Consider the following 15,568-nt stretch of genomic DNA (forward strand, 5'->3'; position numbering starts at 1 on the left):
ACTCGTAGTGGGGCGCAAGCTCCAGCGCGGGTTCGAATCCCGCCCCCTCCGCCAGCCGAATAGGTTAGAGCGCAGCGGAAGGGGAAGCGGCCCGGAGGATCTGGTCAGTCGCCAGGGCCGCTTCTTTCTGTATTCCGGGCAGCACGTGGCTGGCGCAGTCCCGCAGCCAGCGCTCCGTGAACTCGCCCGCCGTGAGCTTCTGGAGCTGGACGTACATGCCCCTTGTCTAGTTCCGCCAGGAGCCCGCGGAGGACCCTCCAGGCGTCCTCTTCGTCCCCCTGACGGACACCCACTTCTGCCTCCGTTTCCCATCAGGGCCGCGAGGCAGCTCGACTACCACCGCCCACGTCGCCCTTCCATGCCGACGGAGTCCCTTCCTGTTGTGGCACGGAAACGCCACAGAATCGCGGATCGAGAGATGCGATCAGGCAGCCCACGCGCCCGAGAGGCCAGGACGCCATTACGTGGCCGTCGCGGCCGAACACCCACGCGCCGCCGAATGCACCCCCCTCCAGTTCAGGCGGGGCTAGGTAGTTCACCACCAGGGTGGTGGTGCCTGCCAGTGCCACCCGCTCCGCGTACTGGGGTAACTCCTCCGCGTCCCAGCGAGCCTGATCCTCCGAGCCATCGCCGAAACACCGGGCCATGGGGACCAGCAACCAGTCGGGGCGCAATGAGCGCACGCTGGCCACGAGGCTGTCGTCGAAAAGGTCCCCGCACAGCAGGAAAGCCACCGAGCCCAGGGCCGTCAGCGCGACCCCGACCCCCTCTCCGTGGCCGTAGACATCCGGAGAAGCCCGGGGTCCGTGCCAACCGGGTGTGATTCGACGGTAGTGGAGGACAATGTCTCCCCGAGGGTCGAACAGCAGGGCGGCGTCAAACAGGCGATCGCCAGCGCGCTCCAGCATCCCCACGGCCAGGTAGACGCCCAGTTCCCGCGCGGTGCCACCCAGCACGGTGGTTACGGGCCCCGGTATCTCCTGGCCTAGGGGTAGGTCGCGTGCCGGGTCATCCACGTTGAGGAGCCCCGTGGGAGCCGCTTCAGGGAAAAGCACCAACGCCGCTCCCTGGCGACGGGCCTCGCGGGCGAGGCCCACGATCCCCGTCAGATTGAGATGGGGGTCCCGCGTGACTTCGTTAACCGCCAAGGCAACCTTCAAGACCATCAGCCTCCCCGTACCATGGATCGGCAGGACCCGGGCCGAGCCGCAGTGCTTCCAGCCGCGGGCAGCCAGAGGCACCCACGCGCCCGCTGACCGGGATACAGTCGCCGAGCCCGGCACCGCTTCGCCGTATGAGGTTCCGCAATCGCCCAGGAGGGTAAGATCGACCATCAGGCAGGAAGAACTGACGTTACTACCGGCGACATCCACCCCGTAGCGGGCTTCCTCCTCGGACATGCCGTCGCACCCCCAGGGCGCGTTCCCCATCGCCGATGATATCCCGCTTCCCCGTGATGGCCACCACCGCTCCCCACCTGCGAGCAGGGTTCTGCGCCACCGCCACCGGGTCCTCCACTCCCACAATGCTTTCCACGCCGGAGCGTGGGCAGGTACGATCCCTGCACACCCAGGGAATGCCGGCACTGCGCCCCAACCCGGCACGGCGAGGAAATCCAGCCAAGCTTAAAATCTATCGTCGGGAGGCATCTTGACACCGCCGGTGAGCCCGTATAGTTTTGTATAAGCGGGTGATGGAGCTCACCCTTAAATGCGCAGCGCGCTGATGGCTCCTACCAGATCCGACGAGGAGGTGGGAGCCTTTGCCATTCGATGATGAGGATCGGGGACCGACCCTTTTGAAATACAGCGGAAACGTAGTGAACCCCGACCGGGAGGAACCCACGCAAAGTCCTGATGACCCCTACCTGATCGCCTTGACAGAGGCGTTGTGGCACCCGGAACCGCAAACGCGGCAGGTTGTCGCCTGGATCCTGGGGCAAAAGAAGGCCGTCCAGGCGGTGTCGGCCCTGAAGATGGCCATCGCCCACTTCCGTGACAGCGATCCCTACTTCGTGGCGACCGCGGCCAGAGCACTCGGTGCCATCGGTGACCCGGAGGCTATCCCCCTTCTAGCCGAACTACTCGACGGCTCCTATCTAGCGGTCAGGCTGGCAGCCGTGCAGGCACTTGCAGACATCGGTAGCCCGCCCGCGCTGGAGGCGCTTTACCGTGCCCGAGCCGACCCCAGCCCCACGGTTCGCCAGGCCCTTGACCGCATCCCGGGCGTGCCCCCGCCCGACCGGACGGCCGGGGGACCCGGCTCAGACCCCGGGACGAACGGGCAGTGACAATTCCAATCGAGCGAGGTGGCAACGTTGCAAGCGACCTGGTTTTCGGCAGCAAGCTGGATGTGGCTCGCACTCCTGGCCGGAGTGCTCGCACGCCTCTCGGGTGTTTCGGTATCCCTGGTGGAAATCGGAGTCGGCGTCTTCGCCGGTAACTTCCTCGGCCTCACTCCCCCTCACTGGATGGATTTCCTGGCAGGGTTCGGCAGCATAATGCTCACCTTCCTGGCGGGCGCCGAGGTCGACCCCGCGGTATTGCGGAGCAAAGCTAAAGAGAGCATCTCCATAGGTGTGGCTTCCTTCCTGGCTCCCTTCCTGGGAGCGATGGCCTACGCTCGCTACGTGGCAGGCTGGGATGTACGAGCCGCCCAGATCGCTGGTATTGCGCTCTCCACCACCTCGGTGGCCGTGGTGTATGCCGTCATGGTAGAGACCGGACTGAACCGGACCGAGATCGGGAAGCTCATACTGGCCGCGTGCTTCGTGACCGACCTGGGCACGGTGCTGGCCCTGGGTGTATTGTTTGCCCACTCAGGCTGGGGATTGCTTGGTTTCGCAGTTGTTACGGCCATCTCACTGCTACTGGCCAGCCACCTCTTCCCCAGGGCATTCCGCTACTTCCGTGACCACATCGCCCAACTCGAGGGGAAGGTGGTAACAGCCACCCTGTTCACCCTCGGCGGGCTGGCGCTGGCGGCGGGCAGCGAGGCAGTACTGCCCGCCTACCTGCTGGGCCTGGCCATGGCAACCACCCTGTCTGATCGAGCCGACGTCCTGCACAGGCTGCGGAGCACGGCGTTCCTGCTCCTGACACCCTTCTACTTTATGAAGGCCGGCCTGTACGTGTCTCTGCCAGCCCTGGCTGCCAGCCTGGCCACGATCATGGTCTTCCTGGCCGTAAAGGTCAGCTGTAAGTTCGTCGGCGTCTGGCCCCTTATTTCGCTGTTCAGATTCGAACGCCGGGAGGGAACTTACACCACGTTGCTCATGTCCACGGGGTTGACCTTCGGGACAATATCCTCGCTGTACGGCCTGCAGCACGGCATCATCGACGAGTTGCAGTACACCGTGCTGGTTACCGTGGTCATGCTGAGCGCAGTGGTACCCACGCTCATAGCCCAAGCCTTCTTCCGCCCCCGGTCGCCCGAGCTTCCGCCCCTACCTGAGGAAACTGAAAACCAGATGGTGGCATGGGACACCCCCACGCAGGTGTAGCGGCCAGGGTAGAGGAAGCAAGGAACAGTGGACCCGGACCAGTTGGGGGCGGTGAGCGGCCCGATCCTGGTCTCAGCCCTCCTCCACTTCCGCAAGGGCTACCGCCCGGCCGGCGAACGCTAGCCAGGGGCGCCGACTAACCTGATAGACGTGGAGGTGTCCTTTATGGCGCAAGGGCACAAGGAGATCAAGGTGCGCGTATCAGGCGTGCTCGTTCGCGATGGCCGGATACTCACCATGCTTCACCGCAGGCAGGGCCGCCAGTACCACGTCCTCCCCGGAGGAGGACTGGAGCTGCAGGAGAGCATACCAGACTGCCTGAGAAGGGAGTTCAGGGAGGAGACCACGTTGCAGGTGAAGCCGGGGAGGCTACTGGCGGTGATCGAGACCATCCCGGCCCGGATAACGACGCACTGGCGAGATAACCGGCACGTCGTCGAGCTGGTCTACTGGATTGACGAGGCATCGGGCTACGCCCGCGAAGTGGCCGCGCTCAGCGTGCCTGCGTGGGTGGAAATCGCAGAACTCCTGTCCCTTCACCTGTACCCGCGGGTTAACGAGTGGCTGGCACGCGGGCTGAGCGAGGGTTTTGGCCCGGACCCGGCCCACTTTGTCTTTCCGGTTGAGCCGGTGGGCACGAAGGACCCGCTGAGCTTCTGGCCTGACGACCAGCAGATGTGACCGGCTGTCTTGGTCGGACTCGCGCAGGATGTGCGACACCCTCCCCCCAGGACAGCTACTTGCTGTTCTCCTGGCAGGCTCTCGTACCACTGCGCTACTTCCTCGATGACCTCCAGTTCCAGGTCAAATGCCACATTGGCCTCCATCCGCATCCTCCATCGCTTAATCACCGGGAACCGCGGTTCGGCCAACCACGTTCAAGCACCCCGGTGGCCCCGGCCAGCCAACTTCGTGCGGCCCGGGACCATTACACCACCCACCCTGTCAAGCAGACCCGAGAAGAGCTCTACGGCATCAAGGTATGCTGTCTGCTCGGGCCCCTTGGGTTCGTGGGCAAAGCGGTAGTCGGATTTACGGAAGTACTCGGCCAAGCTTGCCTCCAGGGCACTGAGCCTTCGCAAGAAGTCATTCAGGAGGAAGCTCGCCACAGGGGGCTCCGCCAGGAGGCAGACACGCACCAGATGGTCCCAGCAAAGCCCGTCAGACCGTGTGTAGTCGTCCCTACCTGCCTCTTGTTCCAGGAACTGGACGAGGTGTCTCGCGCCTAGCTCAGCCCGCCTCACCGACGCGACGCAGACAGGGCACGGTTCCTTGCGCTCGAGCACCCGCATCACCACTGCCTGCCAGCGGCGGGCCCTCCAGCGCACGGGCGAACCGGCCCCCGTGCTTACCGCCAGAGCCCTCCTGACCCTCTCCTTAGCCTCACGCACCAGCACGTCGTAGGTGGCAGCCAGCCTCTGGCCCGCCAGTTGTGCCATCCGCCACGCGTGCACGCGGCAGAAGCCGCCGCGGTTCAACACCTCGAGCGTGGCAGCAGAGTAGTAGTTCTCGAGGATGAACCAGGTGCAGTAGGTTTGTTCCGCCAAGTGCTCGAGTCTGCACAGGGCACATCCGGGCAGCCGCAGGGCCTCTCTTAACTCCGCTTCCACAAGGGACACTAGAACTCCGCTTCCACGATCGACGCCGCAGCGTTCAACTCCCGTATGGCGCGCAAGACGCATGGTCATTCACCGGACGAACAGGGGACCGAAGACCAGCGCGACGATGGACATCAGCTTGATAAGGATGTTCATGGAAGGGCCTGCCGTATCCTTGAACGGGTCGCCCACCGTGTCGCCCACCACCGCAGCCTTGTGGGCCGGCGAACCCTTGCCGCCCAGCGCCCCTCCCTCGATGTACTTCTTGGCGTTGTCCCACGCGGCCCCCGCGTTGGCCATGGTCACAGCCAGGAGGAACCCCGATGCCAGAGCTCCCGCAAGAAGTCCCGCCAGCGCCTCCGTACCCAGGACCACGCCTACGGCTATCGGACTGACCACCGCCAGGACGGCCGGTCCAACCATCTGGTGAATGGCCGCTCGTGTGCTTATGTCCACGCACCGAGCGTAATCGGCACGCACAGTCCCCTCCATCAGGCCCGGGACTTCGCGGAACTGATGCCTCACCTCTTCCACCATATGGAGCGCAGCCCTACCCACTGCGTCCAGAGCCATGGATCCAAACAGGAACGGTAAGACTGCACCCAGGAACAGCCCGATCAGGGTTGTATGCTTGCCGAGGTCGATCCCTGCCAGACCCACTGCCTTGCCGTATGCGGAGAAAAGGGCCAGGGCAGTCAAAGCAGCAGAGCCGATCGCGAACCCCTTGCCGATGGCCGCCGTGGTGTTGCCCAGAGCATCGAGCCGGTCGGTGATGCGACGCACTTCTTCCCCCAACCCGGACATCTCGGCGATGCCTCCCGCGTTGTCGGCAACCGGCCCGTAGGCGTCCACGGACATTACCATGCCAATGGTGGCCAGCATCCCCACACCGGCCAGGGCAATCCCGTACAGCCCTCCCAGGGCGAAAGAAACGTAAATCGCAGCCGCGACGAAGAGTACGGGCACGGCTGTGCTCCGCATCCCCAGAGCCAGCCCCGAGAGGAGATCGGTAGCGGCCCCGGTAGTGCACGAAGTCGCCAGGGCTCTGACGGGGGGGCCCGAGGTGTAATACTCGCTCACCAGGCCAATGGCGATCCCGGTGGCGAGCCCTGAGACGATAGCCCCCACAAGGCGCACGTCGCCGGTGAAGAAAGCGGTCAGCGCGCAGGCCGCCACTGCAAACAACCCGGCTGAAACGTAGGTGCCCCACCGCAGGGCGGACTGCGGATCGGAACTCCCCACCCAACGAACATACAGTACTCCCGCCACCGAAGCCAGGGTCCCTGCCGCGATCAGAGACAGCGGAAGCAACACGAACCCGCTTCCCAGACTCACTCCCAGGACCATGGCCGCAACAACCGACCCGACGTAGGACTCGAACAGGTCGGCTCCCATCCCGGCCACGTCCCCCACGTTGTCCCCCACGTTATCGGCTATCACCGCGGGGTTGCGCGGGTCATCTTCCGGGATGCCCGCTTCGAGCTTTCCCACCAGGTCCGCACCCACGTCCGCTGACTTGGTGTAGATGCCCCCTCCCACCCGCGCAAACAGGGCAAGGGAACTGGCCCCGAACGAAAACCCCGTCACTACTTGCGGCACGCGGAAGATGGCTAACACCACCGAAAGCCCCAACAGGCCCAACCCCGCGACGGCCAGGCCCATGACCGCACCCCCGGAAAAGGCCACGCGCAACGCCTGAGATTGACCACGCCTCGCTGCTTCTGCCGTGCGGGCATTCGCATGGGTGGCCGCGCTCATCCCGACCCAGCCAGCCAGGGCAGAACACAGCGCACCCAAAAGATAGGCCAAGCCAGTCTGCCAGGACATCACCGCCGCGAGGACGACCGTGACCGCGAGCACAAAGACAGTTACCGTCCCGTACTCACGCCTCAGGAACGCGGCTGCTCCTTCGTGGATGGCCTGAGAGATTTCCCGCATCTTCTCCGTACCGGTTGGTAGTCTCGATATGGTCCGCCACGTCATGGCAGCTATCCCTGTAGCCACTAACCCCACGCCGATGCACCATGCTTCCCAGCTCAATTTCCACCCTCCTTAACGCAAAAGGCTCCTGGCGCATTCGCCAGGAGCCATCAGTTGCCGCAGCAACGCAAGGCGGGCTCCATCGCCTATTCCGTTCATACGATTAATTTCTCCGGCAAGAGGTTCTTTCCCTTCCTGCACAGGACGCGGCGCTCAGGGGATCGGGTTCCAGCGGCAAACGCCTACTGGTGGCCGTTGCCCACGCCCAGCTCCCTCTCCCCGTCGGCAACAATATCCCGCTTGCCATTCGCGACGCCATGACTTCCTCCCCCCGAGCCGTCTTCGAGCGAGACGCCGTATTCGCTTACCCCCATTCGACCCGCGTCTTCAGTCACTACCAACCATGAGAGTGCCCCGGGAATGCTGCCCGGCGGCATCTTGATACCCGGGAGGAGGAAGTTGCCCGCCGGCCGGGGAACATGCGCAATCGGTGGTTTGCATGTACTTTACCACCCACGCCTTGGTGGGTGCTGCGCTGGGAGCCAGAATGGGGTCACCGGCAGCGGCGGTGGCCGCAGGGCTGCTCTCTCACGCGATCCTGGACGCGGTGCCGCACCACGATGCAGCCGGCCCCCGGGATGCTCTGGTGGACGTCGCCCTGGGTTTGGTAGGCCTGTTCTTGCTCCGCCGCCACATGGGGCCTCTGGCGTGGTGGGGTGCGCTGGCTGCCACCCTCCCCGACGTGGAGGTCGTGCTGCGCTACTACGGGGTCCTGCACCCGTCTCCCTGGGGGTTCCCGAGCCATAACTGGGCTTTCCTGCATCACCGCTCGCCCCCGCCCGGGGGCGTCCTTGTGCAGGCGCCCTTTTTGCTCCTGGCCTTGCTTTCCCTCGTGAGCCGGGCCCAACGGTGTTCACCAGGATGCCGTATTTGGCGCACTCGCACGCCAGGGCGCGGGTGAGGATCATGACCCCACCCGGCACATGCCGCAGCCGGGCCTGCATGCAGCGCCCAGGCCAGCGCTTCTGGATCCGCCCCCAGGGCACGAGATAGGCCAGCCAGAAGGTGCAGCGTGAGCTGACGTGGTGCAGCAAGAATCGGCACCCCCTGGTGAACGGACGATCTATTGCAAGGGAAAGCCCGATCGGATACAATGCTGGGCGGCCAACGCAGTTCGAGAGGATTTCTCGGGGGAGGATCGCTCGAAACGCGGTCCTCCCCTTCGTTCTGAGAGGGCCAATTTGAACGAGGAGGTCAAGAGATGACAACCCTGTACGTCGGCAACCTGAGCTGGGGAACCACGGAGCAGGACCTGCGGGAGGCGTTTGCCGCCTTCGGCGAGGTGCTGGGATGCCGGGTGGTAACCGACCGGGAAACCGGGCGCTCGCGGGGCTTCGGCTTCGTCGAGGTCAACAGCGAGGACGCCTCGCGCTTCATCGACGCGCTCAATGGCGCCGAACTCGACGGCAGAGCCATCGTGGTCAATGAAGCCCGGCCGCGGCGAGAACACGATACCGGCGGCCACAGGCGCAGATACTGAGCCGCACGGAACGGCACCCGACCCTGACCCGAAAGCGAACCATAGACCCTGGTCAGAAGTGCGTCCATCCGCGTGCGCTGAGAGGGACTTCCCCGCCGCCGGAGAGCACCAGCCTGCAACCTGCGCCGGCTTCCGTGATTTCGCCTATCACGGAAACGGGGGTGCCAGTCGCTCCCAGTACCGCCGCACGAATCACCTCGACCCCATGGGGCGGCACGCAAAACAGTAACTCGTAGTCCTCGCCGCCGCCCAGGGCCCAATCCAGGGGATCTAGCCCAACCGCTTGTGCCAAGCGGCGGGTGGGGGCATCGATGGGGATCGTGTCAGCCCAAAGGCGAGCCCCCACGCCGCTGGCATCGCAGATGTGCCTTAGGTCGGCGGCCAGCCCGTCGCTCACGTCGATCATGGCTGTGGCCTGCCCGGTTGCGGCGATGGCATGCGCTTCGTGCAGGCGCGGCGTGGGAGTCTGATGGGCAGCCAGGACGCTATCCCTGTCCCGCTCGTCCACTCCCAGCGACGGATCCAAGAGCAGTGCGAGGCCGGCCGCAGACGCTCCCAGCCGGCCGGTGACCATGATGCGGTCACCGGGGCGCGCACCGTTTCGGCGCAAGAGCCGGGTGGGGGTCACCTCGCCCAGCAGGGTCAGATCGACCATCAGGCAGGCGGACCTGCTCATGTTGCCACCGATGACGTCCGCCCCGAAACGGGTCGCTTCGTCGCATATACCGTCGTAGAGGGCTTCCAGGAAGAAAACGGGGGTGTCAGCCGGGAGTGCGAGCGAGACGAGAAAGTGGGTGGGCCTCCCCGCCACTGCCGCGACGTCGCTCAGGTTGATGGCAGCCACCTTGCGGCCCAGGCGATAGGGATCGCACCTGTCCGGCAGGAAGTGGACGCCGGCCACCTGCACATCACACGTGGCCAGCAGGTAGCGATCGGGCGCGACCGCGATCACGGCCACGTCGTCTCCGATTCCCACCACCACGTCGGGGTTGGGAGGCCTCAGGCGACGTGCCAGCCGCTCGATGAGGGGAAACTCGCCCAGGTCGGCAACTCGCAGGATGGGGCCCGAGTCCCGGGATGGCACGATCTCCGCGATGTCCGGCGACTTGTGGGATTGGTCTGGCCGACCCCTACCCCGCGACCTACGGGACGGCATGGTCCGACCCCTGCCCGGCGAGTACCACCACACGGGCGCCGTTCTCCAGTTGCTCGGGTGTCATGTTGTACAGTGCGTCGAACAGGGCCGCCTTGAAGGAAGCGGGACCACGCGCGTGCGGGGCGGCCATCTCGGCAGCGAGCCCGAAGCAGGCCAGCCCGGCGGCCGAGGCAATCAGGTGGTCGGGCTCTACCGCGGCAAATGCTGCCACCATGGTGGTCGACATACATCCGGTACCTGTGAGCGTGGTCAGCCACTGGTGCCCGTTGTCAACGCCCAGCACGCGCTCGCCATCTGCCACGATGTCACGCTTGCCGGTAATGGCCACGACTGCACCCCACCGACGCCCCGAATTCTGCGCCACCGCGATCGGGTCCCGGACGCCTTCCACGCTCTCCACGCCCCTTACTACCCCCCCCGCACCGGACAGGCTACCGACTTCACCGGAGTTGCCCCGCACGATAGACACACGGATCTCGCTCAACAGGCGCAGATTCGTCTCCGTGCGGTAGGGGGTCGCCCCGGCCCCCACGGGGTCGAGCACGACGGGGATGCCGCGTTCGTTGGCCCGCCGGCCGGCCAGCACCATGGCTTCCACCCAGTCAGGCTCCAGCGTGCCGGGATTCAACACCAGCGCGCCCGCCAGCGCAACCATGTCCGCCACCTCTTCCCTGGCGTGAGCCATGACGGGCAGTGCCCCCACGTGCAGGGTGACGTTGGCCGTGTCGTTCATCACCACCAGGTTGGTGATATGGTGGACGAGGGGCTTTCGCGAACGAATGCGCTCCAGTGCCTCGGCAAATCGTCTCCGGAGATCCTGCTCCTTCATCTCTTCGACTCCTTTCCTGCGCTCACGATGGCGCGCAACTCGCGCGCGGCCGCAGTGACATCCGGGGCGGCCATGATGGCCGAAACCACGGCTATACCCGCCACCCCGCAGGCCATTACGCCGGAGGCATTGTCCGCATTTATCCCCCCGATGGCCACCACGGGGATGCTGACCGACGCCACCAGCCTGCGCAACCCGTCCAGCCCGAGAGGCGGCCCGGTATCGGTCTTGGTCGGGGTAGCGAACACCGCGTTACAACCCAGGTAGTCAGCCCCGTCGGCCTGGGCCTGACGGGCCTGGGCCTCGTTGGCCGCCGTCACCCCCAGGATCTTATCGGGCCCGAGCAACCGGCGGGCCAGCGCAGCGGGCATGTCGTCCTGACCGACATGGACGCCATCGGCATCCGCCGCCAGAGCAACATCAAGCCGGTCGTTGACGATGAAGATGACGCCCGCCTCCCGGGTGATGGCCCGCAGGGCCTGCGCCAGTGCGACGTAGTCGCGGGTGGTGACGTCTTTCTCCCGTAGTTGGATGGCGGTGACACCACCGGCGATGGCGGCCCGGACGACCTCCTCAAGGGGCCGTCCCCGGGCCAGCTGACGATCGGTGACCAGGTACAGCGAGAGATCGAAGTGCTTGCGATTCATCGGGACTCATCCTTTCGGCGGTGCGGGGACAACCGGCGGTGCCGGGAAGCCTGGCGGTCAGGGACCATCCTGCTCAGTGCCAGATGGGCGACGGCGGAAACCAGGAAAGAGGGTAGGGAAGCACCCACGCCGGGCAGGTACGTTACCAGCAGGCGATAGGCGGCAAATCCTAGCGCCCACGCCGCCAGGGCCCGGGCGTTGACGCCCTGCCCGTACCAGTATGCACCGCCGGGGCGATACATCTCGGCCGTCTCGTAGCCCCGGCGCAACGCGAAATAGTCGGCTGCGAGCACACCAAACAGGGGGACGAAAAGGGATCCGATCAGGAACAGGAATCCTTCGTACGCTGCGGTGGGAACGCCGGTGGAGATCCACCACGCCACCAGGAAACACGTGCCACCGGTGAGCACCGCGAGCACCCACTGAGGCGTGCGGCTGAGTACGTTTTGAGCGGAAACCGCCGTCGAGTAAATGTTCGCGAAGGCGTTGTCCGTCTCATCCACCAGGATGAGCACCAGGGCCAGCCAGCCTCCTGCCAGGCTGAGGATGGCCGGGATGAGTTCCTGGGTCCCCAGGGCAAGCACGAACAGTGCACCCAGGGCGTAGAACCACACGTTGGCCACAAAGTAACCCAGGTACGTGCCCCAGAAGGCTTGTCGATCATCCCGGGCGAACCGGTTGTAATCGGCCACAAGTGGCATCCACGACACGGGCATGGCCACGACCAGGTCCACGGCAGCCCAAAACGTCAGGCCCCCCGTGCCGGGGCGTGCGAACAGGGCACCCATGTCGTGGTGGGTGAACAGGTAGACGGTAAGGTAGATGGTGCTGAGATACACCAGCCATACCGCGAATTTCTCTATCCACTGGCGGACCACTGCCAGCGGCCCGCTCACCGCCAGCGCGGTACAGATGGCGGTGAAAAACAGGGCCCAGGCCATGAAGCTGGAGGCGCCGAACACCTGGCGGGCGATGCCGTGTGCGGCCTGGGCCATGATGAAGATCTCGAAGGCACCCCATCCCACCAGCTGGAGCACGTTCAGGAGCGTGGGCAGGTACGAGCCCCGCATGCCCAGGGCCGGCCGGAACAGTACCATCGTGGGGACACCGGTCCGGCTGCCCATGAATCCGACCAGCGCCAGCAGGGCATTACCGATCAGGGTACCGATGATGATGGCGAGCAGCGCCTGCACCAGGCCCAGGGCAGGGACGAGCAGGGTACCGGCCAGCAAGACCAGAAGCCCCACCCCCAGGCTGGACCAGAGCGCAAAGTAATCCAGGAACCCCAGCACCCGGTGGGTGCCCGGGACGGGTTCGATGCCCCATTGCGGCGGCGCCTGGATACGCGGCAGGCCGGTCGACCCCGGCCTTTTTCGCAACTCCATCGATTCGCCTCCCCCCGAAACCCGTCTTCGCCGCCGGACGGCGCGGAGCGCCCTGTTACTAACGTAAGAGCCACCCGACCGGGGTGGCCCTGTGATGCGCTGTAGGTCTCGTTCCCTACGCTGGCATTACCCAGGTCAGGTTCCACGGGTCGAGGGCATCACCAGCCCTCCTCTCAGCCCGGTTAAACCGAGCTCCCCGAGACGCCTATTCGCTTACCCACATTCTATTGCATCCGCCTCTCCTGTCAATACCACCAGAACGTCAAGCCCAGCCGGTCCAGGGTGGCGGGAAGGGGGCGTCCGGTTTCGGGGTCCCAGCCCCGCATGGCATAGTACGTGCGCACCGCCTCGCGGAAAGCAGAACCATCGATGCCGGGATGCCCGCCTGCCGCACCCTCGACGAACCTGGCGGGCAACCGGTCGTCGGCCGCGCCCATGCCTTCCCGGTAGTTGAACAGGCGCGCCATCACGTTGGCCCTCTCGCCCGCCTGCATGAGTTCGTACAGGCTGGTCTCCCAGCCCGTGGCATAGCGCACCGAATCCACCACCATGCCCACGGGCAGCAGGCTGCGCGGCGCCACACAGAAGAAGCAGATCCCCAGCGCCTTGAGGGTGTCCCACCAGATTTCCAGAGTGGCGAAATGCCGCACCTTGGCCGGACCCAGGTCGCGGGCATCCACCGGGTCAAGCAGGCCGAAAGGAGCTATCCGCTCGAGGGGATAGGCGCCCCGCTTGAGGAACATGGTGTCGTGAGCGGCGACCATGTGATCCGCCCCGTGGGCGGCCAGGGCGTACCCGAGACCCACGCTCACCTTCCCCCGGGGATCGTGCATGGCCGCCTCCAGCCCTTTGACTTGCACGGCCAGGGAGGGCGCCGGCCCGCCTATCTTCTCGGCCAGTCTCTTTGCCCCCTCCGCCAGGTCCGCCCCGAACCCTTCCCGCCGGGCGATGAGCCCCACCAGGTCCCGGACCGGCACCCGACCGAAGCGCAGCTCCAGGCCCCCCGTGTCGTCCCGGGTAAGCAACCCCCTTTCGAAACACTCGGTGACGAAGGCCAGGGTTACTCCCGTCGAAATGGTGTCCAAGCCCAGATCATTGCACAAGCGGTTCACTTCCAGGATGGACGCCAGGTCGCTGCTGCCCAGGTTGGAACCGAAGGCGGCAATGGTCTCGTACTCGGGCCCTCCTACCTCGATCCCGTCCAGCCGCACGGTGCGCTTGCACCGCACCGGACAGGCGTAGCATCCCCACCTGTCCACCACAAACTGCTTCTCATACGTCTCCCCGGCCAGGGACTCCCATCCTTCGAAACTGCCTCCGGAGAAGTTGCGGGTGGGCAACATGCCCGTGGCGTTGAGGCCACCCAGCAGGCCACCCGTGCCCAGGTCGTGCAGGGCCCGGGTGAGGGGGTTGTCCCGGTAATTGTCCCGGAACCAGCGGACGATGCCCAGCACAGCCTCGCGGTCTGCCAATTCCGGCTTCCCCGTGCCCCGCACGGCCACGGCCTTGAGGCGCTTGGACCCCATCACCGCCCCCAGCCCGCAGCGACCGGCGGCATTGCGCCCCTCATGCATGACACAGGCGAAGCGCACCAGGTGCTCTCCGGCGGGGCCGATGGTGGCCACCCGCACCCGCGGGTCTCTCAACTCCTCCCGGATGGCCTTCTCGGCTTCGAAGGTGCCCAGGCCCCACAGGTGCGAGGCGTCGTGGATCTCGGCCTCCCCATCCCGGATGAGGAGATACACGGGTGCTTCCGCAGCCCCGGTCACCACCACGGCCTCGAAGCCGGCGAACTTCAGCTCGGGAGCCAGGTAACCTCCTGCCTCCGCCTCCCCGTATCCCCCCGTGAGCGGCGACTTGGCCGCCACAGTAAACCGCGAGTAACCCGGAATGGGCAGGCCACTCACCACGCTCCCGGCCAGCACCAGGACGTTTTCCGGACCCAGGGGATCGGCTCCGGGGGGCACGTCTGCCAGCAGGTAGTGGCCGGCGAACCCCTTGCCACCCAGGTACATGCGGTAGAACTTCTCCCCGGGTTCTTCCACTGCTACCTTCTTTTCCGTGAGATCCACCCGCAATATTCTGCCCGGATACCCTGCAGGCACGATGAGCACCCCCCGGTTTCGTCTTACCCGGTGATTCGTCAACCACGTGGCCTTCCCCCTGCCGGGGGGTGACCGCGTTCGATACCGGGCCGTCCCGGCGTGAGCACCTGGCGTTGATCGGCGCCTAAAGCGAGAGCACCCGCCCCGGGGAAAGCAGCTTCTCGGCGATCTCGTACATGTTGGTCACCCGCCCCACGGCCAGCCTCTCCTTCAACTGGAAGTACTCCAGGCAGGTGCCACAGGACAGGATCTCCGTGCCTTTGTCCTGGAGTTGCGTGAGTTCCTCCAGCACAGGGCTGCCCTCCGTGGTGAGGTACACCCCGGAGTTGACGAAAATGAGGGTGTCCGGCGGAGAAGGAAGCTGGGTCAGCGTGTACAGGAAACTCCGCATGAGCACGCCGCCCAGTTCGTCCGACCCCCGCCCCAGCCGGTCCGTCCCCACCAGGATTACCTGGCCGTCGGCCACCTCCGCGTGTGGGCCCGCCTCGGTTGTGCGGGCTGCCTGCTCGCGTGGGCCAACTACCGCGGGCTCTCCGCCGCCCCCTCCCGGCCGGGCAGCCCGGAGCGGGGGACCGCCGGCGGGCGGCACCGCGTCGTCCCCCGGAGGCTCGTCAGGGGCGCGGGTAATGGTGAGGCGCCAGGTACCTGCTTCCTGTACCACGTCTACGTGGTAACCCTGGCTGCGGGCAAACCGAGCCACATTCTCACGGGCGGCCTCGTTATCGACGATGCACACCACCGGGCCCTCGCCTTCCATAAGGGCCCTGCGCGTGTTGATGACGGGCTGGGGGCAGGGTAACCCCCGGTTATCCACCACTCTCTTCAT

At 65.7% G+C, this 15,568-nt stretch carries 16 protein-coding genes and 2 riboswitches; of the genes, 5 read left to right on the plus strand and 11 right to left on the minus strand.

All coding sequences use genetic code 11. The annotated features are described in order from the left end of the window. Nucleotides 1-64: 64 nt before the first annotated feature. From AB1446_10060 to AB1446_10070, 3 genes are all read right to left on the minus strand, one after another. A complete protein-coding gene (locus tag AB1446_10060; protein MEW6547241.1) occupies nt 65-217 on the minus strand; it encodes a hypothetical protein in 153 nt (50 codons plus the stop codon). A 94-nt stretch (nt 218-311) separates the two neighbouring features. Further along, complete coding sequence (locus tag AB1446_10065; protein MEW6547242.1) at nt 312-1,400, minus strand: carbon-nitrogen hydrolase family protein; 1,089 nt, start codon at nt 1,398-1,400, stop codon at nt 312-314. Beyond that, nucleotides 1,357-1,569 carry a hydroxyethylthiazole kinase gene (locus AB1446_10070; protein ID MEW6547243.1) on the minus strand — a complete coding sequence of 71 codons (213 nt, stop codon included), beginning with the start codon at nt 1,567-1,569 and terminating at the stop codon, nt 1,357-1,359. Before AB1446_10070 ends, AB1446_10065 begins: the two co-directional genes overlap by 44 nt. Before the next feature lie 111 nt (nt 1,570-1,680). After that, a riboswitch (Fluoride riboswitch) is annotated at nt 1,681-1,742 on the plus strand. 20 nt (nt 1,743-1,762) lie between these two features. Between AB1446_10070 and AB1446_10075 the strand changes: the two genes are divergently transcribed. From AB1446_10075 to AB1446_10085, 3 genes are all read left to right on the plus strand, one after another. Then, a complete protein-coding gene (locus tag AB1446_10075; GenBank protein ID MEW6547244.1) occupies nt 1,763-2,290 on the plus strand; it encodes a HEAT repeat domain-containing protein in 528 nt (175 codons plus the stop codon). Between the two features lie 27 nt (nt 2,291-2,317). Continuing rightward, nucleotides 2,318-3,502 carry a cation:proton antiporter gene (locus AB1446_10080; GenBank protein MEW6547245.1) on the plus strand — a complete coding sequence of 395 codons (1,185 nt, stop codon included), beginning with the start codon at nt 2,318-2,320 and terminating at the stop codon, nt 3,500-3,502. A gap of 165 nt (nt 3,503-3,667) precedes the next feature. Then, complete coding sequence (locus AB1446_10085; GenBank protein MEW6547246.1) at nt 3,668-4,183, plus strand: NUDIX domain-containing protein; 516 nt, start codon at nt 3,668-3,670, stop codon at nt 4,181-4,183. 197 nt (nt 4,184-4,380) lie between these two features. On the opposite strand, the gene AB1446_10090 is transcribed toward AB1446_10085, so the two are convergent. Beyond that, on the minus strand, nt 4,381-5,121 hold the full coding sequence (locus AB1446_10090; protein ID MEW6547247.1) for a DUF6062 family protein: 741 nt from the start codon (nt 5,119-5,121) through the stop codon (nt 4,381-4,383). A gap of 69 nt (nt 5,122-5,190) precedes the next feature. Continuing rightward, nucleotides 5,191-7,113: a sodium-translocating pyrophosphatase gene (locus AB1446_10095; protein ID MEW6547248.1), complete on the minus strand. Its 1,923-nt coding sequence runs from the start codon at nt 7,111-7,113 to the stop codon at nt 5,191-5,193. Between the two features lie 466 nt (nt 7,114-7,579). Here AB1446_10095 and AB1446_10100 point away from each other — a divergent pair, with 466 nt between their 5' ends. Then, on the plus strand, nt 7,580-8,041 hold the full coding sequence (locus AB1446_10100; GenBank protein ID MEW6547249.1) for a hypothetical protein: 462 nt from the start codon (nt 7,580-7,582) through the stop codon (nt 8,039-8,041). Nucleotides 8,042-8,341: 300 nt separating this feature from the next. Beyond that, a complete protein-coding gene (locus AB1446_10105) occupies nt 8,342-8,620 on the plus strand; it encodes an RNA-binding protein (GenBank protein ID MEW6547250.1) in 279 nt (92 codons plus the stop codon). A 52-nt stretch (nt 8,621-8,672) separates the two neighbouring features. Here AB1446_10105 and thiL read toward each other — a convergent pair whose 3' ends face one another. The 6 genes from thiL to yedF all read right to left on the minus strand — a co-directional run bounded on the left by thiL (nt 8,673) and on the right by yedF (nt 15,568). Next, the gene (thiL, locus tag AB1446_10110) at nt 8,673-9,704 is read right to left on the minus strand and encodes a thiamine-phosphate kinase (GenBank protein ID MEW6547251.1); all 1,032 of its coding nucleotides are present in this window, start codon (nt 9,702-9,704) and stop codon (nt 8,673-8,675) included. Nucleotides 9,705-9,762: 58 nt separating this feature from the next. Beyond that, a complete protein-coding gene (gene thiM, locus AB1446_10115; GenBank protein MEW6547252.1) occupies nt 9,763-10,605 on the minus strand; it encodes a hydroxyethylthiazole kinase in 843 nt (280 codons plus the stop codon). After that, nucleotides 10,602-11,252: a thiamine phosphate synthase gene (gene thiE, locus AB1446_10120; protein MEW6547253.1), complete on the minus strand. Its 651-nt coding sequence runs from the start codon at nt 11,250-11,252 to the stop codon at nt 10,602-10,604. The genes thiM and thiE overlap by 4 nt, the downstream gene beginning before the upstream one ends. Further along, nucleotides 11,249-12,637 (minus strand): putative hydroxymethylpyrimidine transporter CytX, encoded by a 1,389-nt coding sequence (gene cytX / locus AB1446_10125; protein ID MEW6547254.1) that lies wholly within the window; start codon nt 12,635-12,637, stop codon nt 11,249-11,251. The genes thiE and cytX overlap by 4 nt, the downstream gene beginning before the upstream one ends. A 95-nt stretch (nt 12,638-12,732) precedes the next feature. Continuing rightward, nucleotides 12,733-12,846: riboswitch (TPP riboswitch) on the minus strand. 36 nt (nt 12,847-12,882) lie between these two features. Beyond that, nucleotides 12,883-14,784 carry an aldehyde ferredoxin oxidoreductase family protein gene (locus tag AB1446_10130; protein ID MEW6547255.1) on the minus strand — a complete coding sequence of 634 codons (1,902 nt, stop codon included), beginning with the start codon at nt 14,782-14,784 and terminating at the stop codon, nt 12,883-12,885. Nucleotides 14,785-14,866: 82 nt separating this feature from the next. After that, the gene (gene yedF, locus AB1446_10135; protein ID MEW6547256.1) at nt 14,867-15,568 is read right to left on the minus strand and encodes a sulfurtransferase-like selenium metabolism protein YedF; all 702 of its coding nucleotides are present in this window, start codon (nt 15,566-15,568) and stop codon (nt 14,867-14,869) included.

Source organism: Bacillota bacterium (genome assembly GCA_040757085.1).
Lineage (GTDB): Bacteria > Bacillota > Sulfobacillia > JACIYH01 > JACIYH01 > JACIYH01.

Coding starts and splice junctions, on each gene's coding strand:
- yedF (MEW6547256.1), bottom strand. CDS start 15,568: ATGAAGAGAGTGGTGGATAACCGGGGGTTACCCTGCCCCCAGCCCGTC.
- cytX (MEW6547254.1), bottom strand. CDS start 12,637: ATGGAGTTGCGAAAAAGGCCGGGGTCGACCGGCCTGCCGCGTATCCAG.
- AB1446_10085 (MEW6547246.1), top strand. CDS start 3,668: ATGGCGCAAGGGCACAAGGAGATCAAGGTGCGCGTATCAGGCGTGCTC.
- AB1446_10105 (MEW6547250.1), top strand. CDS start 8,342: ATGACAACCCTGTACGTCGGCAACCTGAGCTGGGGAACCACGGAGCAG.
- AB1446_10060 (MEW6547241.1), bottom strand. CDS start 217: ATGTACGTCCAGCTCCAGAAGCTCACGGCGGGCGAGTTCACGGAGCGC.
- AB1446_10100 (MEW6547249.1), top strand. CDS start 7,580: ATGTACTTTACCACCCACGCCTTGGTGGGTGCTGCGCTGGGAGCCAGA.
- thiE (MEW6547253.1), bottom strand. CDS start 11,252: ATGAATCGCAAGCACTTCGATCTCTCGCTGTACCTGGTCACCGATCGT.
- thiM (MEW6547252.1), bottom strand. CDS start 10,605: ATGAAGGAGCAGGATCTCCGGAGACGATTTGCCGAGGCACTGGAGCGC.
- AB1446_10065 (MEW6547242.1), bottom strand. CDS start 1,400: ATGTCCGAGGAGGAAGCCCGCTACGGGGTGGATGTCGCCGGTAGTAAC.